Origin of the sequence: Ferrovibrio terrae (assembly GCF_943371255.1) — a bacterium.
Taxonomy (GTDB): domain Bacteria; phylum Pseudomonadota; class Alphaproteobacteria; order Ferrovibrionales; family Ferrovibrionaceae; genus Ferrovibrio; species Ferrovibrio terrae_B.
On record NZ_CALRUC010000049.1, the window covers coordinates 1 to 20,060 of the forward strand.

19 protein-coding genes are annotated in these 20,060 nt (G+C 64.5%); 11 read left to right on the forward strand and 8 right to left on the reverse strand.

From position 1 onward, the window contains the following. Positions 1-371, reverse strand: a 371-nt coding sequence (locus AAG799_RS11965; RefSeq protein ID WP_341896124.1) for an ATP-binding cassette domain-containing protein, incomplete at its 3' end; no start/stop codon positions are given. A 147-nt stretch (positions 372-518) separates the two neighbouring features. Here AAG799_RS11965 and ndk point away from each other — a divergent pair. The 4 genes from ndk (at position 519) to AAG799_RS11985 (ending at position 4,397) form a co-directional block, all read left to right on the forward strand. After that, the gene (gene ndk / locus AAG799_RS11970) at positions 519-941 is read left to right on the forward strand and encodes a nucleoside-diphosphate kinase (RefSeq protein WP_341896126.1); all 423 of its coding nucleotides are present in this window, start codon (positions 519-521) and stop codon (positions 939-941) included. 568 nt (positions 942-1,509) lie between these two features. Continuing rightward, on the forward strand, positions 1,510-2,895 hold the full coding sequence (locus tag AAG799_RS11975; protein ID WP_341896128.1) for a peptidoglycan-binding protein: 1,386 nt from the start codon (positions 1,510-1,512) through the stop codon (positions 2,893-2,895). A gap of 6 nt (positions 2,896-2,901) precedes the next feature. After that, entirely contained in the window at positions 2,902-3,627 is a 726-nt protein-coding gene (locus AAG799_RS11980) for a hypothetical protein (protein ID WP_341896130.1), read from the forward strand. Positions 3,628-3,632: 5 nt separating this feature from the next. Next, positions 3,633-4,397: a hypothetical protein gene (locus AAG799_RS11985; protein ID WP_341896132.1), complete on the forward strand. Its 765-nt coding sequence runs from the start codon at positions 3,633-3,635 to the stop codon at positions 4,395-4,397. A gap of 80 nt (positions 4,398-4,477) precedes the next feature. Here AAG799_RS11985 and purN read toward each other — a convergent pair whose 3' ends face one another. Together purN and purM are read right to left on the reverse strand one after the other, a co-directional pair. Then, a complete protein-coding gene (gene purN / locus AAG799_RS11990; RefSeq protein WP_341896134.1) occupies positions 4,478-5,089 on the reverse strand; it encodes a phosphoribosylglycinamide formyltransferase in 612 nt (203 codons plus the stop codon). Positions 5,090-5,094: 5 nt separating this feature from the next. Continuing rightward, entirely contained in the window at positions 5,095-6,174 is a 1,080-nt protein-coding gene (purM, locus tag AAG799_RS11995; RefSeq protein WP_341896136.1) for a phosphoribosylformylglycinamidine cyclo-ligase, read from the reverse strand. 98 nt (positions 6,175-6,272) lie between these two features. Here purM and AAG799_RS12000 point away from each other — a divergent pair, with 98 nt between their 5' ends. Genes AAG799_RS12000 through AAG799_RS12010 form a run of 3 tightly spaced genes read left to right on the forward strand, consistent with a single transcriptional unit; the run spans position 6,273 to position 9,088 of the window. Continuing rightward, a complete protein-coding gene (locus AAG799_RS12000; RefSeq protein ID WP_341896138.1) occupies positions 6,273-7,352 on the forward strand; it encodes a DUF2066 domain-containing protein in 1,080 nt (359 codons plus the stop codon). Continuing rightward, positions 7,349-8,428: an AI-2E family transporter gene (locus AAG799_RS12005; RefSeq protein WP_341896139.1), complete on the forward strand. Its 1,080-nt coding sequence runs from the start codon at positions 7,349-7,351 to the stop codon at positions 8,426-8,428. Before AAG799_RS12000 ends, AAG799_RS12005 begins: the two co-directional genes overlap by 4 nt. A 6-nt stretch (positions 8,429-8,434) precedes the next feature. Beyond that, positions 8,435-9,088, forward strand: a complete 654-nt coding sequence (locus AAG799_RS12010) for a DnaA/Hda family protein (RefSeq protein WP_341896141.1) — start codon at positions 8,435-8,437, stop codon at positions 9,086-9,088. Here AAG799_RS12010 and AAG799_RS12015 read toward each other — a convergent pair. From AAG799_RS12015 to AAG799_RS12030, 4 genes are all read right to left on the reverse strand, one after another. Beyond that, positions 9,085-9,261: a DUF4169 family protein gene (locus tag AAG799_RS12015; protein WP_341896143.1), complete on the reverse strand. Its 177-nt coding sequence runs from the start codon at positions 9,259-9,261 to the stop codon at positions 9,085-9,087. The two genes, AAG799_RS12010 and AAG799_RS12015, sit on opposite strands and share 4 nt — an antisense overlap. 2 nt (positions 9,262-9,263) lie before the next feature. Further along, positions 9,264-9,962: a response regulator transcription factor gene (locus tag AAG799_RS12020; protein WP_341896145.1), complete on the reverse strand. Its 699-nt coding sequence runs from the start codon at positions 9,960-9,962 to the stop codon at positions 9,264-9,266. Continuing rightward, positions 9,959-11,365, reverse strand: coding sequence for a HAMP domain-containing sensor histidine kinase (locus tag AAG799_RS12025; RefSeq protein WP_341896147.1), 1,407 nt, complete (start codon positions 11,363-11,365; stop codon positions 9,959-9,961). Before AAG799_RS12025 ends, AAG799_RS12020 begins: the two co-directional genes overlap by 4 nt. A 278-nt stretch (positions 11,366-11,643) precedes the next feature. Continuing rightward, a complete protein-coding gene (locus AAG799_RS12030) occupies positions 11,644-12,186 on the reverse strand; it encodes a histidine phosphatase family protein (RefSeq protein WP_341896149.1) in 543 nt (180 codons plus the stop codon). A 161-nt stretch (positions 12,187-12,347) separates the two neighbouring features. On the opposite strand from AAG799_RS12030, the gene AAG799_RS12035 reads away from it, so the two are divergent. Both AAG799_RS12035 and AAG799_RS12040 read left to right on the forward strand, forming a co-directional pair. Then, on the forward strand, positions 12,348-14,528 hold the full coding sequence (locus AAG799_RS12035; RefSeq protein WP_341896151.1) for an RNA degradosome polyphosphate kinase: 2,181 nt from the start codon (positions 12,348-12,350) through the stop codon (positions 14,526-14,528). 97 nt (positions 14,529-14,625) lie between these two features. Beyond that, positions 14,626-16,053, forward strand: coding sequence for a Ppx/GppA family phosphatase (locus AAG799_RS12040; RefSeq protein WP_341896153.1), 1,428 nt, complete (start codon positions 14,626-14,628; stop codon positions 16,051-16,053). A 207-nt stretch (positions 16,054-16,260) separates the two neighbouring features. Here AAG799_RS12040 and rnd read toward each other — a convergent pair whose 3' ends face one another. Then, positions 16,261-17,427, reverse strand: coding sequence for a ribonuclease D (gene rnd, locus AAG799_RS12045; RefSeq protein ID WP_341896155.1), 1,167 nt, complete (start codon positions 17,425-17,427; stop codon positions 16,261-16,263). A 168-nt stretch (positions 17,428-17,595) separates the two neighbouring features. Here rnd and aspS point away from each other — a divergent pair, with 168 nt between their 5' ends. Beyond that, positions 17,596-19,386: an aspartate--tRNA ligase gene (gene aspS, locus AAG799_RS12050; RefSeq protein WP_341896157.1), complete on the forward strand. Its 1,791-nt coding sequence runs from the start codon at positions 17,596-17,598 to the stop codon at positions 19,384-19,386. Positions 19,387-19,405: 19 nt separating this feature from the next. Continuing rightward, a complete protein-coding gene (locus tag AAG799_RS12055) occupies positions 19,406-20,038 on the forward strand; it encodes a MarC family protein (protein ID WP_341896160.1) in 633 nt (210 codons plus the stop codon). The last annotated feature ends 22 nt before the right edge of the window (positions 20,039-20,060 follow it).

Sequence of the window (20,060 nt, forward strand, 5' to 3'; positions counted from 1 at the left end):
TCGATCTCGGCCAGCCGCATATGCACGGCGGCGATGCGCTCGGCATCCTCCATGCTGGTGGAATTCTCCAGCTCGTCGGCCTCGATCAGCAGCGCCTCGCGCTCGGTATCGGCGGCCAGCACATAGGCAATCGGGCTCTGCTCGCCCGATGGCGGCTCCTGCGGCAGCTTGGCGATCTTGCAGTCGTTGGGTAGCTCGACGCCGCCGGTTTCGGTCTGCAGGTCGCCGGTGATGATCTTGAACAGCGTCGATTTTCCGGTGCCGTTGCGCCCGACCAGGCCGACCTTGTGGCCAGCCGGGATCGTCGCCGAGACATGGTCGAGCAGAACGCGGCCGGCGATCCGGTAGGTCAGTTCGCGAAAAGACAGCATTTATAACAACTTAACTTGGCTGGCCGGGGAGGGCTGGCGGGGTTTGGGAGGGCCGGGACGGTTGCAGGTCCTCGGCGGAGCCTCTATATACCCGCCACCGATTTTTAGCCAAGACCCACCACACAAGATTTAGGGGACCACCAAATCATGGCGCTCGAACGCACTTTCTCGATCATCAAGCCGGACGCGACCCGCCGCAACCTGACCGGCGCGATCAATGCCAAGATCGAGGCCGCCGGCCTGCGCATCGTGGCCCAGAAGCGCATCTGGATGAGCCAGGCCCAGGCCGAGAGCTTCTACGGCGTGCACAAGGCGCGTCCGTTCTTCAACGACCTGGTGTCGTTCATGATTTCCGGCCCGGTCGTCGTGCAGGTGCTGGAAGGCGAGGGCGCCATTGCCAAGTATCGCGACGTGATGGGCGCCACGAACCCGGCGAATGCCGCGGCCGGCACCATCCGCAAGGACTTCGCCGAGAGCATCGAAGCCAACTCGGTGCATGGCTCGGACGCCGCCGAGACCGCGGCGGTCGAGATCGCCTATTTCTTCGCCGGCACTGAAATTGTGGGCTGACGGGATCGTCGGCTAAAACTTTCCGCTTACGCGGTGACGGAAAGGCCCGGCAGCAATGCCGGGCTTTTTTGTTGGCCGGCGGCAGCCCATTCCACCCTCCAAACCGTCACCCTCGGCCTTGTGCCGAGGGTCCATCCCAACCCTCCGTGCCTCAGCCGGTGCATGGTGGCCCGGACAGATGGATCCTCGGGACAAGCCCGAGGATGACGAGGGGGCGGGGCGAGCGCTTCGCTGCGGTTCGTTCGGGTTCGTTTGGGTTCGCTGAGGTTCGTTCAGGTTGGTTGAGGTTCGTTGAGGTTCGTTGAGGTCCGTTCAGGTTCGTTCGGGTCCGTTTGAGCCCGTTCGGGTTCGTTGCGGTTCGTTCCCGCGCCTGTTGCCCGAATGGGCAATCCATTCCCGCGCCGCACCGTGGGTGGGCGGGTGAACACATCCGTATTCACGATGTCAGAACAACACGCGGTGCAAATCGCAACTTGACAAAAGGAACATAAAGCGTACATAATAATAGGATTAAAGTCAAAACCATTTTCAGACTCAGTCTCGGAGCGAAGCAATGAGCCTTTTGCCTTTGCCGGACGACGATCCCTTCGATTTTGCCGGCTCGGTCGGCCATAACGGCGACAACGACCGCGCCGATGTCATCAAGGCGCAACTGCTGCTGGCCAATGCCGGCGAACTGGACCTGCCTTTACCGGGCCTGCCGACCGGCTGGGCCGGCGACGGCCTGACCCGCGCCGTCCGCCATGTGCAGAAAGCCAATGGTCTGCCGGTCGATGGCCTGCTGCTGCCCTTGCGCGGCGGCATGGTTGGCGAGCATGGCGAGGGTGAAACCTTGATGAGCCTGCGGAGTCTGCTGGGTGGACGTATGCGCGGGCAGCGCATTCCGACGCCGCAGCAAGTCGATGGCTTCTTCGACGCCTATGCGCGCGATCCCGATGCACCGCTGCCCTATCGCACGATGGAAAAGCGCGACGGTGATCCTGAGCCGACACTGCGGACAATGGAAAAACGCGAGTCAGATCCGGAACCGCGCCTTCAGTTGCTGGACGCGAGTATGACCATTGAAGCGCCTCCGTCACCACCCGCAGCGGGCGAGCAGACAGCAGTATTGCCGGCGGCATTGCTGCCGCTGCTGTTGACGACACCGCTGGCAATCGGTGCTGGCGAATATATGCGGAAGCAATATGAGAAAAGCCGTGGCGAGAAACTGACTTCGCCGGCATCACGCCCGCTTGGTGATATGGAGAAAGAGCAGGCGAACACGCCGCCGCTTCAGCCACCTCAGATCGATACATCCCTGCAAGGACGGCCGGCCGCCGACAAACAGTCGACCGACGAGCGCCTGATCCCGCCCGAGACAAAAGACTGGATTTCAGGCCTGCCGCCGACGCAGCAGCCGGTAGCCGAAGGCCTGGCGGGCATCATCGTGGAACTCAATCCGCATGGCAGCCGTGGCAAGCCGGAAACCGAGAAAGCCAACCGCATCATGGTGCGGACCTGCCTGGAGGAATTGCAGAGGTACCCGGATCTGGCGGATGAACTGAGGCATGTTGCGGGTGCGACGCGGGAAGGTAAGGAGGGCGGAGACTATATGAAGGAAGAAGTCATCCGTTCGGATGGAAGCAAAACATTCAGTCGGCCCGATGGCACTTTCGGCAGACTGGACGCAAAGGAAAGGGTCGATCAGTCTTCGCCATACACTGCTCGCATGAACACCGTGGATATCAAGAAAACCGGCGATGAGCATGACCGGTCGAGCCTGACCGCCAATGAAGGCCGGCGCTTCGACAAGCTGGAAAACAATATCAGGGTCGGTGTTGCAGGCTGGGCCCGCAAGATGAAACCCGGAGAGCGCGAGGCGGATTATGCCAAATATGTTGCCTCGCGCTGCCGCGCAATGTGGGACGATCTGGACGGCAAGCTGCGGCAGGACGGTCTGCTGCCAGCCCGGTGAGAAATCATGCGCAAACTGAAAATCGATCAGCCTGAGATCGTGAAGGAAGCGCCGGGAGTGCGACCCTCGATGCTCAGCCGGCTCGTCTGCCTGAGTCCGCTGGACTGGAAGCTGTTTGCCACTGCGCTGGAAGATGCCTTTCCCAACGCGCTTTACAGCCGCGCCCCGACGATTGAAGAGTCAAGGCGTGATGAGCGGCCCGACATTCACCTTGAACGCACGCTGTGTCGCCCGGATCCAAGCGGTCCGGCGGGTATCGCTGCGACAGGTCCAAATAAGATGCATTTCAGCCCGGCGACGGAATTGATCTGGGAAAATGATTTTGGCTGGGATTTCACTATAGAGGGATTGTACTGGCCGCAGCTGGTTGTGGGGCGACCGGTCCCGTCGTATCCCGCCGATGCCCATGGACCCGAGTATATTCGCGAAGGTCAAATCCGGATTGACATTGCGCCGCATCACAAGGGCCATGCGCGTTTTGCGCGGCAGATCTTCCGGCTGCTGGCGCAGTTCACCACCAACGAGCGGCAGGTGCGGGTGCGCTATCCGCATTACGAACCGTTTCCTGAGCCGCCGGGTCCGCCGCTGTTCGGCCTGTGGATCGGCCATGACGCGCTGCGCTGGGCACGCGAAGATTCGAAGCGTCTGCTGGCTTATGAACGGTCGCCGATGTCAAAGCGCACGCCGGATTACCTCGGCTATGGCTATCGGCCGAAGGATGCAGTTGTCTGAGAAACATGGCTGAGACGAGCGTGTCTATGCGCAAACTGAAAATCGATCAACCCGAGTTTGTGAAGATCCAGCGTTTGGTGCGGCCGAGCATGCTTACCCGGTATGTCTGCCTGAGCCCGCTGGACTGGAAGCTTTTCGCTACTGCGCTGGAGGAGTCTTTTCCAGAAGCAGTTTACAGCCGGGAGCTGACCATCGATGAAGCTAGAGGGGCAGAACGACCAGATCTTCGTCTTGAGCATAAACTGTGTCGACCGGACCCGAATGGTCCGGCCGGCATTGCTACGTCTGGTCCAAACCAGATGCATTTCAGTCCGGCGACGGAACTCATACTAGAGAATGAGAGGGGCTGGTATGTTCCCGTCGACGGGCTGTACTGGCCGAAGATGTTTGTGGGCCGACCTGGCGGGCATACGCCAGCGAATGCGCACGGTCCCGAGCACTGTGGAGAAGGGCAGATCGAGATTCACCTGGCGCCGCATCACAAGGGTCATGCGCGTTTCGCGCGGCAGATCTTCCGGCTGCTGGCGCAGTTCACCACCAACGAGCGGCAGGTCCGGGTGCGCTATCCGCATTACGAACCGTTTCCTGAGCCGCCGGGTCCGCCGCTGTTCGGCCTGTGGATCGGCCATGATGCGCTGCGCTGGGCACGCGAAGATCCGAAGCGTCTGCTGGCTTATGAATGGTCGCCGATGTCGAAACGCACGCCGGATTATCTCGGCTATGGCTATCGACCGAAGGAGAGTGACGACAAGGGGCACGCCAAGCGGTGAGGGCAATGGACCCTCGGGTCAAGCCCGAGGGTGACGACGTGAGAGGTGGCACGATTAGCGCCCAGCCCGACGCAGTGCGATCAGCTAATCCGCACCCGCTGCCCTTCAATCACCAACCGCCCTTCCGCCAGCAGACGCAGCGCCTGCGGATAGAGCGCATGTTCCTGTTCCAGCACGGCCGCTGCCACATCCTCCGCCGTCGCCTCCGGCTTCACCGAGACGACGGCCTGCGCGATGATCGGGCCTTCGTCCATCTCCGGGCTGACGAAATGCACGCTGCAGCCGGTGAAGCGCACGCCGCAGGCCACCACGCGCGCATGCACATCGGTGCCCTTGAAGGCCGGCAGCAGCGAGGGATGGATGTTGATCATGCGGCCATACCAGGCCTGCACAAACGCGGTCGTCAGCAGCCGCATGAAGCCGGCGAGGCAGAGCAGCTCGATGCCGTGTGATTTGAGCGCCGCATCCATCTCGGCGTCGAATTCTGCGCGCGCCTTGCCCCGGCTTTCGATCACCAGCGTTGCGATCCCGGCGGCGCGCGCGATCTCCAGGCCTTCGGCTTCGGGTTTGTTGGAGAGCACCAGGGCGATGCGGGCCGGGTAGTCGTCGGCCACGGCAGCCGCGATCAGCGCGCGCAGGTTGCTGCCGCGCCCGGAGATCAGCACGGCGACAGCGCGTTTGCCGGCAGTCATGGAGCTTAGTTCCAGGCCGTGTCGCAGTTGCGCATGCTGACCATCGGCTCGGCCGCTGTGTCCTGCTGCGCCTCGATCACGCCAAGGCGCGACACGGTCTCGCCGGCGGCTTTCAGCTTGGCGATCACGGTGTCGGCTTTTTCCTTCGCCACCACCACGACAAGGCCGATGCCGCAGTTAAACGCGCGCGCCATCTCGGCGTCGTCGATCCTGCCTGCGGCTTTCAGCCACCTGAACACCGGCGGCAGGGTCCAGCCGGTGGCGTCCACGATGGCGTCGGTGCCATCGGGCAGCACGCGCGGGATATTGTCGACCAGGCCGCCGCCGGTGATATGCGCCATCGCCTTGATCAGGCCCTCGCGCACCAGCGGCATGCAACTTTTCACGTAGATGCGCGTTGGGACCATGAGGATTTCCGCCAGCGGCTTCGACGGGTCGAAGGGGGCGGGGCTCTCGAACGAGAGGCCGTTATCGGCAATCACCTTACGGACCAGCGAAAAACCGTTCGAATGGACGCCCGACGACGCGAGGCCAAGCAGCACGTCGCCCGGCTTTACATTCTGTGGCAGCAGGCGGCCGCGTTCGGCGGCACCCACGGCAAAGCCGGCGAGGTCGTAATCCTTGGCGGCATACATGCCGGGCATTTCGGCGGTTTCGCCGCCGGTGAGCGCGCAGCCGGCCTGGCGGCAGCCCTCGGCGATGCCGGCGACGACGCGGCGGGCGACATCCACCTCCAGCTTGCCGGTGGCGTAATAGTCGAGGAAGAACAGCGGCTCGGCGCCCTGCACCAGGATGTCGTTCACCACCATGGCGACCAGGTCGACGCCGACGCCGTCATGGCGGCCGGTCTCGATGGCGATCTTCAGCTTGGTGCCGACGCCGTCGGTGGACGAGACCAGGATCGGATCGATAAAGCCGGCGGCCTTGAGGTCGAACAGCGCGCCGAAGCCGCCGAGCGAGGCATCGGCGCCGGTGCGGCGGGTGGAGGCGGCGAGCGGCTTGATCGCATCGACCAGGGCCTCGCCAGCGTCGATATCGACACCAGCGGCCTTATAAAGCGGCGACGTGTTGATGATGGCCTCCACGGCGGGTAGACTGAAGGATGCTCGGTAATGGTGGCAACATACTTATTCCCCCTGTGTTTGCAATGCTCCTCGGTCGCCCGCTAAGGGCCTGTTTTCATGTGCTTTTCGCGTCATTCCTGGCCTTCGGCGCGGGTTTGGACGCCCATGCCCAGACGACTCCGCAAAGCGGCAGGCCTGTCGACCCGTTCAACGTGGCGGGCATTGCCGTGGATGCCAGCGCCGACAGCGCCGCTGCCGCCCGGCCGGTGGCGCTCGCCGAGGGCCAGCGCCGCGCCTTCACGGTGTTGCTGCGCCGCCTGACCCTGCCCGATGATGCCGGCCGGCTGCCGCGCCCGAGCGAGGCCGTGCTGAACGAGGTGGTCGGCGGTTTCGGCATCGACGAGGAACGCGCCTCGGCGACCCGCTATATCGGCAAGATCAGCGTGCAGTTCCGCGCCGATGCGGTGCGCCGCCTGCTGCAGGACAACAAGCTGCCCTATTCGGAAACCCCGAGCCGGCCGGTGCTGCTGGTGCCGCTGTGGCAGTCGGCGGCCGGTGCGAAGCTGTGGGAGGCCGACAATCCCTGGCGCGAGGCCTGGCTGAAACGGCCCGATGCCGAGGGCGGCCTGGTGCCGCTCAGCATCGCGCCCGCCATGACCAATGGTCCGTCCATCGAGCGCCTGCTCGGCAGCCCGGACGAGCTGCGCGCGCTGACCCGGCGCGGCGGTTTCGCGGATGTGCTGGTGCTGGCCGCCACGCTGCAACAGGCCGATCCGGGCAATATCCGCGTCGAGATCCAGATGCAGCACCAGGGCGAGGCTGCTTTCCTCGACCGCATCGAGACCTTCACCGCCACCGGCGGCACGCAGGAGGAAACCCTGCTGACCGCCGCCATCGAGATCGCGCGCCGCATCGAGACGCGCTGGAAATACGCCACCGTGATCGACCTGGAAAAACAGGGCCAGCTCAGTGTCGCCGCCGGCTTCGCCGGCCTGGCCGAATGGAACACGCTGCGCAATGCGCTGGCCGCCGTGCCGATCGTGCGCAAGGTGGAGGTGCTGCAGGTGTCGCATCGCGACGCGCAGATCCTGCTCGATTTCTACGGCGAGACCGAGCAGCTCAGCACCGCGCTGGCGCAGCGCGACGTGTCGCTGCAGCAGCGCGATGGCTTCTGGGTGATGCGGAGCCGCAAGCCATGACCCGCCGCCAGCAGATGATCGCCTGGCTGGCGATCATTGTCGTCACGCTTGCGCTGCTGGTCCTGCTGCGCGACATGCTGCTGCCCTTCATCGCCGGCATGGCGATTGCCTATTTCCTCGATCCTGCCGCCGACTGGCTGGAGCGCCGCCGGGTGCCGCGCTGGCTCGCCACGCTGCTGATCATCGGGCTGTTCTTCCTCAGTGCCACGCTGGTGATCGTGCTGCTGGTGCCGCTGGTACAGGAGCAGTTCGCCAAATTCCTGGTGCATCTGCCGGAATACATTGCCCTGTTCAATGAACGCGTGCTGCCGTTTGCGCAGGGCTGGGCCGAGCGTTTCGGCATCGACCTCAGCGGCGATCCCAAGGCGGCGCTGAACGGCAATGCCGAACAGGTGATGAAGGTGATCGGCGGCGTGCTGACCGGCCTGCTCGGCGGCGGCCAGGCGATTTTCAACATCCTGTCGCTGGTCGTCATCACCCCGGTGGTCGGCTTCTACCTGCTGCGCGACTGGGACGAGATGATCGGGCGCATCAACGACTACCTGCCGCTCGACCATGCCGAGACCATCCGCGAGCAGGCGCGCGAGATCGACAAGGTGCTGGCCGGTTTCGTGCGCGGCCAGATGCTGGTCTGCCTCAGCCTGGCCACCTTCTATGGCATCGGGCTCACCGCGCTCGGCCTGGAATTCGGCCTGTTCATCGGCGTCACCGCCGGGATGATTTCTTTCATCCCCTATGTCGGCACGGTGCTCGGCTTTGCCGTCTCGGTCGGCGTCGCCATCGCGCAATACTGGGACGAGCCGTTGTGGATCGGCCTGGTTGCCGGCCTGTTCATCCTCGGCCAGGTGATCGAAGGCAACATGCTGCATCCGGTGCTGATCGGCGACCGCGTCGGCCTGCATCCGGTGTGGATCATGTTCGCCCTGCTGGCCGGCGGCAGCCTGTTCGGCTTTGTCGGCATCCTGATCGCGGTGCCGCTGTTTGCCGTGATCGGCGTGCTGGCGCGGTTCGCGCTGGAGCGCTACCGCGAGAGCTACCTCTACCGGCCCGGCGCGCCGCCCAAGAAGCCAGAGTAAGTCTCCATGACTCCGAATCAACTCAGCCTCGGCCTCGCCCTGCCGACGTCATGGGCGCGCGAGGATTTCCTCGAAGTGCCGGGCAATGCCGCGGCGTTGAATGCCATCGACCGCGGCATCCAGACCGCGCTGGTGCTCTATGGCCCGGCCGGCTGCGGCAAGACGCATCTGGCGCAGATCTGGGCCGTGCAGGCGCAGGCCCGCATCATCGTGCCGGCGGACCTGACGCCGGCTGCCGTCGATGCGCTGGCGCAGCAGCCGCTGGCGCTGGACGATGCCGATGCCGGTGTCGATCCGGTGGCGCTGTTCCATCTCGTCAACCTGATGCGCGAGCGCGGGCATGCCCTGCTGCTGACCGGCAGCACGCCGCCGGCGCTCTGGCCCTATACGCTGCCCGACCTGATGTCGCGGCTGAAGGCGATGCCGGCCGAGCGCATCAGTGAACCCGACGATGCGCTGCTGAGCGCCGTGCTGGTGAAACTGTTTGCCGACCGCCAGCTGCAGGTGGGCGAAGAGGTGGTGAAATATATCGCCGCGCGGATCGAGCGCAGCTGCCATGCGGCGCGGCTGATGGTGGCGGCGCTGGATGCGGCCTCGCTGGCAGAGAATCGCGCCGTCACCGTGGCGCTGGCGCGCCGCCTGCTGGAGCAGGCCGACTAATCGTCCAGCTTTTTGCCATCAAGAGTCTGGGCGGCGCGGGCGCTGTCCTGCTTCGCCTTGTCGCGCACCGGCTTGGGCTGGCCGAAGGTGACGCGGTTGGCGGCAGCCTGTGCCTTCTGTGTCTTCCGCGTCAGCGCCTTGCGCGCCTTGTTGAGATTGATCACATCGGTCATCGCTATCCCTCGATGCTGCCGGGCGCGCTGAAGGCATAGCCGCGGCCATAGATCATCTTGATCGGCGCCTCGATCTGCGCGTAGTCCTTGATCTTGCGGCGCAGGCGGTTGACCACCGCATCGAGATGCCGGTTGTCCCAGCTGGTCTGCGGCCGGGCCAGCAGCTGGGTCAGGTCCTCGCGCGAGCAGGGCTGGCCGGCGCGCTCCATCAGGGCGACGACGAAGGCCAGTTCGGTGGCGGTCAGCTTGATCTCGCTGCTGTTGGGCGCCGTAAGGTTCCAGGTCGCGCGGTTCAGCCGCCACTGGTCGGGCGCGCGGCCGACGGCGCGGCTGCGCGGATCCTGCAGGCGACGCAGCAGGCTCTGCACGGTGGCCTCGATCTCGCGCAAGGACGAATGCTTGACCAGGTAGATATCGGCGCCGCTCTCGAAGCCGCGGATGCGATCATCGGCCTCGCCCAGCGCGGTCAGCATGATGATGCCGCAATCGTGCTGGGCGCGAATTTCTCCGGCAAGATCGAAGCCGTTGCCGTCCGGCAGGCCGATATCGAGGATGACGATGGCGACCGGCGCAGCCGCCAGTGCGGCGCGCAGTCCGCGAGCCGTGCCGATGCCTTCGGCGGCATAGCCGCGCATTGCCAGATACTCGACCAGGTCGTTCCGCAGCGACGGTTCATCCTCGACAACAAGAATCCGTTTCACGCGACCTCCATGCGCACATCGGGCACCACACCCGGCAGGGGCAAGGTAATGGTGGCAATGGTGCCGCCATCGGGGCCGGCATGCAGGCTGACAGTGCCATGATGATATTCGAGCAGACGCTGTGTGTTGTACAGGCCGAGACCGGTGCCGGTCGCCGGTGTGGTGTTGGAGGCACGGAAGAAGCGCCGGCCGATCGATGACAGTTCCGCCTCCGGGATACCGATGCCGCGGTCGGTCACGGTCAACACGATGGCGCCAGCTTCGATGCGGGCGGCAATTTCGACCGGGATATTGTCGCCGGAGTATTTCAGCGCATTGTCGATCAGGTTGATCAGCACCGTGGTCAGCATCTCCGGGTCGCCCCAGTAGAAGGGCAGGCCAGGCTGGGTGCTGAACTGCAGCCGCTGCCCCACCTCCATGCCGGCAAAATGTCGCTGCACCCGGTCGAGCAGGGTGGCAATATCGATGCGCTCGGGCTGCAGGATTCCGATATCGCGCCGTTCCACGTCGAGGAAGCGATCGATCAGCTGTACCAGCCGCCGCACGGCATCGCGAATGCTGGTCAGGCGCCGGGCGACGGTTTCCGCAGGCCGTTCGAGCACCACGCCGATCATTTCGGCAGCGCGGTCGACGATGGCGAGCGGGGTGCGGAATTCATGCGTCACCATGCGCAGCAACTGGCGCTGCTCTTCGTGCAGGGCCTTTTCCGTTGTCAGTGCCGCGGTCAGCTGATCCTGCAGGCGTCGCCGTTCGGCGACTTCCCGCTGCAGCGCTTCATTGCGCTGCCGCAGGTCGGAGGCCAGCCGGTTGCCCACCATGATCAATAGGAGAATGAAAAAGGCTGTCACGAAGATGTTGAAGAAGAAGAAATACCAGGACTGGATCGTGTCGTCGAAGGTGAGGCCCGGCGTATTCATGATCCGGATCGTCACCGCGCTGCGCACGGTCAGCGCCACAATCTCGCTGGCAAAAAGGATGATGGCAGGCCAGCGCAGAATGGCAGGCTGGCTGCGGTCTACGACCATGATGCGGATCAGCACCGCCGCCGAAATCGTGTTCAGTGTATTGTGCGTCAGGACCCGGATGGCGACATTTTCCGGATCGACAAGCATCGCGATCGGCCAGAAGATTGCCGTAAATATGACGCAGCCGACCATCAGGATCGGGTAGCCGCGCTGACCCAGGAAGCTGGCAATGCCCTGCACCACCAGTACATTGGCAGCGACGATCAGGATGTTGTGGGCGATGATGATGATGGCGGATGGCGTCGCCAATGTATCGCGCAGGAGCAGCAAGACCATGGTTCCGGCATACAGCGCAAAGCCGCCGGCCATCATGTTGACCTGGTAGATATGCCGCTGCGTCAGCCAGATCAGCAGCCAGCCAATCGCTTGCAGAAGCATGGTAACGGTCAACAGCAATATGCTTGTAGTCAAATCCAGCATGCTGGCGCTGTTCCCCTAGACATCATTTCTGCCATTTGTCCGCCCGGATCATGAGGGCGAACAAACCTTTATACGATGCTAGCGCCAGGAGGGCTGGTGGCGCCACTGTCGGTGTCGGCCGGTATAGGACCGGCCGGCCCGCCGGCGCCATCAGATTTCGTCAGAATCAATCCGTTACATCACGGCCAGCCACCGCTTCCGGCAACAGGACCGGACAGGCTGGTGCCGCCTTTGCGTCAACCCTCCAGCTGCGCCGGCACCACGAAGCTGGCGAGGAAGCCGCTCTTGGTCGCCACCTGGCCCCAGCTTTTGACCGAGAAGGTCAGTTCGGCCAGGCCGCCGGTCGGGTATTTTTCCGTCAGGCGGGACAGCGCGTCGCCGGCACTGGTGCCGGTCAGCTCGCGTGCGAAATCCTCCAGGCCCGGATTGTGGCCGATCAGCATCAGCTCGCGCACCGCCGTGGGGGTGGCGCGCACCAGCGCCAGCAGCGTGGTGCTCTCGGCCATATATAGCGACGGCTCGAAGCGGGCACGGGCCTCGCCCGGCACGCGGGGCGGGCGGTCCAGCGTCAGGCGTTTTTCCAGCCGCTCCCAGGTCTGCCGGGTGCGGGTGGAGGGCGAGCACAGCACCAGGTCGGGCTGCAGGGCGCGCTCGCCCATATGGCGGGCCAGCGCCCGGCAGGCCTTCTTGCCGCGCGGGCTTAAAGGACGGGCGAAATCGTCCAGCTCCGGGTCATCCCAGGCGGACTTGGCATGGCGCAAAAGCCACAGGCGGAGCATAGGCTTATCCTTTATTACGACTTGTGGGCCGGGCTGTCGCCGCTTTGACATAAACGGTGGTTAGACCTATACCCGAAGGCGTCGACCGGCACAGTCCCGGACAGGCGGCTGGTAACGACAGAGGCGTCTGAATTATGCAACAGGTAGCTGACAATCTTCGTATGACCGCCGCTCAGGCTGCGGGCGGCATTGCGCCGGCGACGGCGGCCACGCTGCCGGGGCGGCCGGAAATCGCGCTGAGCCCGCGCGAACGGTTCATCAACCGCGAACTGTCGTGGCTGGCCTTTAATCTGCGGGTCATGGAAGAGGCCAACAACACGCGCTATCCGCTGCTGGAGCGGCTGCGCTTCCTCTCCATTTCGGCCAACAATCTCGATGAATTCTTCATGGTCCGCGTGGCCGGCCTGCATGGGCAGATCCTCGCCGGAATCGAGGAAATCAGCCAGGACGGCCTGAGCCCGGCCCAGCAGCTGGCACAGATCAACGATGCCGCCGCCGACCTGATGAACAAACAGCAGGTCTGCTGGCGCTCGCTGACCCGCGAGATGGCCACGGCCGGCATCCAGGTGCTGGAACCCGACCAGCTCTCGGCCGACGACAAGCGCTGGCTGGAGGATTATTTCCTCGCCCATGTCTTCCCCGTTCTGACACCGCTCGCCATCGATCCGGCGCATCCGTTTCCGTTTATCCCCAATCTCGGTTTCGCGATGGTGATGCAAATGCGACGGATTCGTGACGGTCGCAGCCTGAATGCGCTGCTGCCGCTGCCGAGCCAGGTCGACCGTTTCACCCGTTTGCCCGGCGACGGCATCCGCTTCCTGTCGCTGGAAAACCTGGTCGGGCTGTTCCTGAACAAGCTGTTCCCGGGTTACGAGATGCTCGGCACCGGCCAGTTCCGCATCACGCGCGACAGCGATATCGAAATCGAGGAAGAGGCCGAGGATCTGGTTCGCCTGTTCGAGACCGCGCTGAAACGTCGCCGCCGCGGCAACGTGATCCGGCTCAAGATCAATGCCGGCATGCCGGAAGACCTGCGCAAGTTCGTCTGCGAGGAGCTGGAGGTCAGCCAGCAGGCGGTGATCGTGGTCGATGGCATCCTTGGCCTGGCCGACACCAAGCGGCTGATTGTCGATGATCTGCCGGAGCTGAAATTCCCGCCCTTCAGCCCGCGCTTCCCCGAGCGCATCCGCGATTACGGCGGCGACTGCTTTGCCGCGATCCGCGCCAAGGATCTGGTGGTGCATCACCCGTACGAAAGCTTCGACGTGGTGGTGCAGTTCCTGCGCCAGGCCGCGGCCGATCCGCATGTGGTGGCGATCAAGCAGACGCTGTACCGCACCTCCGACGACAGCCCGATCGTGCGCGCCCTGATCGAGGCGGCCGAGGCCGGCAAGTCGGTGACCGCGCTGGTCGAGCTGAAGGCCCGTTTCGACGAAGCCGCCAATATCAAATGGGCGCGCGACATGGAACGCGTCGGCGTGCAGGTGGTCTATGGTTTCATCGAGCTGAAGACCCATGCCAAGATTTCGCTGGTGGTGCGGCGCGAGAGCGGCCATCTCAACACCTATGTGCATTTCGGCACCGGCAACTATCACCCCTATACGGCGCGGGTTTACACCGACCTGAGCTTCTTCACCGACGATAACGACCTCGGCCATGATGCCACCTACCTGTTCAATTTCCTCACCGGCTATGCCGCGCCGGAAAACCTGAAGAAGGTGGCGATCTCGCCCTATACGCTGCGGCCGCGCCTGCTGGAGCTGATCAACGAGGAAATCCGCCATGCCGAGGCGGGCCGTCCGGCGGCGATCTGGGCCAAGATGAACAGCGTCGTCGATCCGGTGGTGATCGATGCGCTGTATCAGGCGAGCCAGGCCGGCGTGCAGATCGACCTGATCGTGCGCGGCATCTGCTGCCTGCGGCCGGGCGTGAAGGGCCTGAGCGAGAATATCCGCGTGCGCAGCCTGATCGGCCGCTTCCTGGAGCATTCGCGCGTCGTCTGCTTCGGCGCCGGCCATGGCCTGCCGTCGCCGGAAGCCAAGCTGTTCATCTCCTCGGCCGACTGGATGCCGCGCAACTTCGACCGTCGCGTGGAAGTTCTGATCCCGATCGAGAACCAGACCGTGCATGAACAGATTCTCGACCAGATCATGGTCGCGACGCTGAAAGACCAGGCGCAGAGCTGGGCGCTGGGCGCCGATGACCAGTATACCCGCGTGTCGTCGGACCCCGACGCCTTCAGCGCGCACACCTACTTCATGACCAATCCCAGCCTGTCGGGTCGTGGCAAGGCACTCAAGAAGGCCGGAGCCCTGCCGCGCCTGCAATGGAAAACCGGGTAGGAACTGCGTGGCCGTCGCACAATCGCTTGCCAAGTCCGTAAACGCGTCGGCCGCTTCACCGCTGCCTTTGGGTGTTATCGACATCGGGTCCAATTCGGTGCGTCTCGTCGTGTTCGGCGAGCCGCTGCGCATGCCGACCGGCATGTTCAATGAAAAGGTGTTGTGCGGCCTGGGCAGAGGCCTGGGGCAGACCGGCGCGCTGGATGCCGATGGCGCGAAACAGGCGCTGGCGGCGATCCGCCGCTTTGTCGTGCTGGCGCGCCGCATGGATGTGCGCGTGCTGCAGATCGTCGCCACCGCGGCGGTGCGCGATGCCAGCAACGGCACCGAGTTCGTGACCCAGATCGAGCGCGATACCGGCGAGAGCGTGCGCGTGCTGACCGGCCAGGAAGAGGCAACCTATTCGGCCTATGGCGTGCTGTCGGGCATTCCCGATGCCTGCGGCGTGATGGGCGATCTCGGCGGCGGCAGCCTGGAACTGGTGGCGCTGGACGGGCACAAGCTGGGCGACAGCGTGACCCTGCCGCTCGGCCCGCTGCGCATCGCCAACCTGGATTCCTATCCGCTGGTGAAGGCCTATATCGACGAGAAGATCGCCGAGGTCGGCTGGCTGAAGAAGTGGAAGGGCAAGTCGCTCTATGCCGTCGGCGGGTCATGGCGCGCCATCGCGCGCGTGCATATGGCGCAGATGCACAGCCCGCTGCATATCATCCATCAGTATACGCTGGGCCGCACCGAGGCGACCGACTTCACCCGCCTGCTGGCCAAGCAGAGCCGGGAGTCGCTGGCCCGCGTCGATGGCGTGCCGCGCAAGCGCCAGGATTCGCTGCCGCTGGCGGCCCTGGTGATGCGCCGGCTGCTCAAGGTGCTGGAGCCCAAGGATGTGGTGTTCTCGGCCAACGGCCTGCGCGAGGGCCTGGCCTATGCGCTGCTGGACGAACGCCAGCGCAGCGAAGACCCGCTGCTGGCGACCTGCCGCCATATGGCCGAACGCGAGAACCGCTTTGGCGAACATGGCGCCGAGCTGGACCGTTTCATCGCGCCGCTGTTCGAGCGCGACACGCTGGAACGCCAGCGCATCCGCTATGCCGCCGCCATCCTGGCCGATACGGCCTGGCGCGTGCATCCCGATTATCGCGGCGAGCAGTCGCTGGGCGTGATCCTGCATGCGCCGTTCGGCGCCGTGACCCAGAGCGAGCGCGCCCTGCTGGCGCTGACCGTGTTCACCCGCTATGTCGGCACCGCCAGCGATCCCGTCGCGGCGCCGGCCTGGCAGCTGCTGACGGTGGAAGAGATCGACTATGCCCAGCGTGTCGGCCTGGCACTGCGGCTGGCGCAGACGCTGTCGGGCGGCGTGCCGGGCGTGCTGGCCGATTGCCGGCTGCGGCCCAATGGCAATGGCATCGTGCTGGAGCTGCCGGCCCAGCATGGCGCGCTGGATGGCGAAGCGGTGCAGCGCCGCGTCGAGGCGCTCGGCAAGGCCTTCAACCGCGCCGCCGAGCTGCGCGTGCTGAAGGGCAAGTAAGCTAAACTCCAAATCGTCATGCCCGGGCTTGACCCGGGCATCCATCCGGTCTCGCCACGATGCAGGAATTGGCGGTGCTAACCGCGATTGTGCCGTTATCGGCTGCGCAGTGGCAGTGTTCGATGGATGCCCGGCCATCGCGCTTCGCGCGAAAGCATATGTATGGCGGCAAAGCCGCCGGGCCGGGCATGACGGCTTTTTTTGAAGCTACTTCTTCAGTTCGACCAGCTTGATGCGGGTGCCTTCGGCGGCCAGCGCCAGCTCGCCATGCTTGAGCCGCAGCGCATCGTTGCCGAACATCTCGCGACGCCAGCCCTGCAGGGCGGGTACATCGGCATTGTCGTCGGCGGCGATCTTGTCGAGGTCAGACGAATTGGCCAGCAGCTTCTGCGCCACGTCATGGGCGTCGCATTTCAGCTTGAGCAGCACCTTCAGCAGTTCCACCAGCGGGCCGATGCCGCGCGGCAGTTCCGGCTCGCGCTCCAGGGTCGGCCAGGTGTCTTTCGGGCTGGCCAGCTTGGCGGCGATGGCTGCCAGCAGGCCGGTGCCCATCTTGCCCTCGGCAAAGCCCTTGGACAGGCCGCGCATGCGCTCCAGGTCGTCGGCCGAGCGGGGCGGGTGGGCGGCGATTTCCATCACCGTCTCGTCGCGGATGATGCGCTGGCGCGGGATGTCGCGGTTGCGCGCCTCGATCTCGCGCCAGGCGGCCACCGCCTGCAGCACGGCGAGGTATTCGCCCTTGGTGGTGCGCGGCTTCAGCCGTTTCCAGGCATTGTCGGGCGCCACCTCATAGGTGGCCGGATCGGCCAGCAGCGCCATCTCGTCGGCCAGCCATTCGACGCGGCCGGATTTCTGCAGCTTGGCATTCAGCTTTTCGTAGATCTTGCGCAGATGGGTGACGTCGCCCAGCGCATAGACCACCTGCTTCTCGGTCAGCGGCCGGCGCGCCCAGTCGGTGAAGCGCGAGGACTTGTCGACCTGGGCGCCGGCCAGCTTGGCCACCAACTGTTCGTAGCTCACCTGGTCGCCGAAACCGCAGACCATGGCCGCCACCTGGCTGTCGAACAGGGGGCTGGGCACTTCGCCCATCAGCTTGGTGAAGATTTCCAGATCCTGCCGCGCGGCATGGAACACCTTCAGCACCGCCTTGTTGCGCAGCAGCGCAAACAGCGGCTCCATGTCCAGGCCCTCGGCCAGCGGGTCGATCACCCGCGCCTCGTCGGGTCCGGCCAGCTGGATCAGGCAGACCTTGGGCCAGTAGGTGGTCTCGCGCATGAACTCGGTGTCCACGGTCACGTATTCGGTCGTGGCCAGGGAGGCACAGAACTGGGCAAGCTCTTCGGTGGCGGTAATCGGGGAGGGATCGGCACGCATGGTTCCGCTTTAGCATGCCATTCCTGCCGGCCCAACCCTGCCGGGCGGGCCGGGTGCGATTTAGCCGCGCAAGCCGGGCGAAATTCCGCCCCCATCGGTCTTGACTTTCCGGCCCCGAACGGGCCTGTTCCCCCTTTGATTTCCTCAGCTTTTTCGACGGATTTGGCGATGTCCCGTTACCGCACCCATACCTGTGGCCAGCTGCGTCCCGACCAGGTCGGCACCGAGGTGAAACTCGCCGGCTGGGTCCATCGCAAGCGCGACCACGGCAACCTGCTGTTCATCGACCTGCGCGACCATTACGGCATCACCCAGTGCGTGGCGCAGAGCGGCTCGGCCGCTTTCACCCAGATGGAGGCGCTGCGCTCGGAATACGTGGTCAGCGTCACCGGCAAGGTGGTGGCGCGCACCGGCGATACCGTGAACCCGAACCTGCCGACCGGCAGCGTGGAAGTGGTGGTGTCGTCCATCGAGGTGCTGGGCGAGGCGGCCGACCTGCCGATGCCGGTGTTCGGCGAGCAGGAATACCCCGAAGACATCCGGCTCAAGTATCGCTTCCTCGACCTGCGCCGCGAGCGCCTGCACAACAACATCATCCTGCGCAGCAAGGTGATCTCCTCGATCCGCCGCCGCATGACCGATCAGGGCTTCATGGAGTTCCAGACCCCGATCCTGACCGCGTCGTCGCCCGAAGGCGCGCGCGACTTCCTGGTGCCGAGCCGCATCCATCCCGGCCGCTTCTACGCGCTGCCGCAGGCGCCGCAGCAGTTCAAGCAGCTGATCATGGTGTCGGGCTTCGACCGCTATTTCCAGATCGCGCCCTGCTTCCGCGACGAGGACGCGCGCAAGGACCGTTCGCCCGGCGAATTCTACCAGCTCGATGTCGAGATGAGCTTCGTCGAGCAGGATGACGTGTTCAACGCTGTCGGCCCGGTGATCCATGGCGTGTTCCAGGAATTCGCCAATGGTCGCGACTGCGGCCCGGCCGAATTCCCGCGTATTCCCTATCGCGAGTCGATGCTGAAGTATGGGTCTGACAAGCCGGACCTGCGCAACCCGATCCTGCTCGCCGACGTGACCGACGTGTTCCGCGGCTCGGGCTTCGGCGTGTTCGCGCGCAACATCGAAAACGGCGCTGTCGTGCGCGGCATCCCGGCGCCGGGTGCGGCCGGCCGTCCGCGCAGCTTCTTCGACAAGATGAACGACTGGGCGCGCCAGGAAGGTGCTGCCGGCCTGGGTTACATCATCCTCGACAATGGCGAGGCGAAGGGCCCGATCGCCAAGTTCCTCGATGCCGACCGCATCGCGCTGCTGAAGAAGCTCGGCAATGTGAAGGATGGCGATGCCATCTTCTTCGCCTGCGACAAGGAGCTGCCGGCCGCCAAGCTGGCTGGCCAGGCCCGCATCCGCATCGGCGACGAGCTGGATATCTGCGAGAAGAATGTCTTCAAATTCTGCTGGATCGTCGACTTCCCGATGTTCGAGTATAATGAAGACGACAAGAAGGTCGATTTCAGCCACAACCCCTTCTCGATGCCGCAGGGCGGGCTGGAGGCGCTGAACACGCAGGACCCGCTGACCATCAACGCCTATCAGTATGACATCGTCTGCAACGGCGTGGAGCTGTCGTCGGGCGCGATCCGCAATCACAAGCCCGAGATCATGTACAAGGCGTTTGAAATCGCCGGTTATGGTCCGGACGTCGTGGAAGGCAAGTTCGGCGGCATGCTGAATGCGTTCAAGTATGGCGCCCCGCCGCATGGTGGCATCGCGCCGGGCATCGACCGCATCGTCATGCTGCTGGCCGATGAGCCGAATATCCGCGAGATCGTGCTGTTCCCGATGAACCAGCAGGCCCAGGATCTGATGATGCAGGCGCCGAGCGAAGTGACGATGAAGCAGCTGCGTGAGCTGCATATCCGCGTCGTCGCGCCCGACACTGAGAAAAAATCCAGCTGACGCAACAGGCGAGGCGGTCATGCTCGATCCGGTCGACTATGTCCGCTTTGCCCTGACGCTGTTTTCGATTCTCGATCCGTTTGCCGCGATCCCGCTGTTCCTGCTGCTGACCGACAGCCGCTCGATGAAGGAACGCAGCGCCACCGCGCGCACGGCGGCGCTCGGCGTTTTCGTCATCCTGGTGGTGGCGGGCTTTTCCGGCGACCATATCTTGCGCCTGCTCGGCGCCAGCCTGCCGGCCTTCCAGGTCGGCGGCGGCATCGTGCTGTTCCTCATGGCGCTCAGCATGATCAATGCCACCCTGGGCCCGCAGCGGCAGACCCAGGAGGAAACCGACGAGGCCACGGATCGTTCTGCTGTCGGCGTGGTGCCGATTGCGATGCCATTGCTGGTAGGTCCGGGTTCGATTTCCGCCACAATTATCCATATGGAGCGCGGCGCCGGCTGGCAGCATCAGGCTGTGAGCGTGGCGGTTCTGGGCCTGATCTGCCTCAGCGTGTGGCTGGTGCTGCAGCTGGCGCAGCCGATCGGCGACCGGCTCGGCCGCACCGGGTTGAATATCCTCAACCGCATTTTCGGCTTGCTGCTCGCCGCGGTTGCGGTTCAAATCTTTGCCAATGGCCTGCGCGGACTGTTCCCCGCGCTGGGCTGACAACAACAGAGATTGCCTCGCC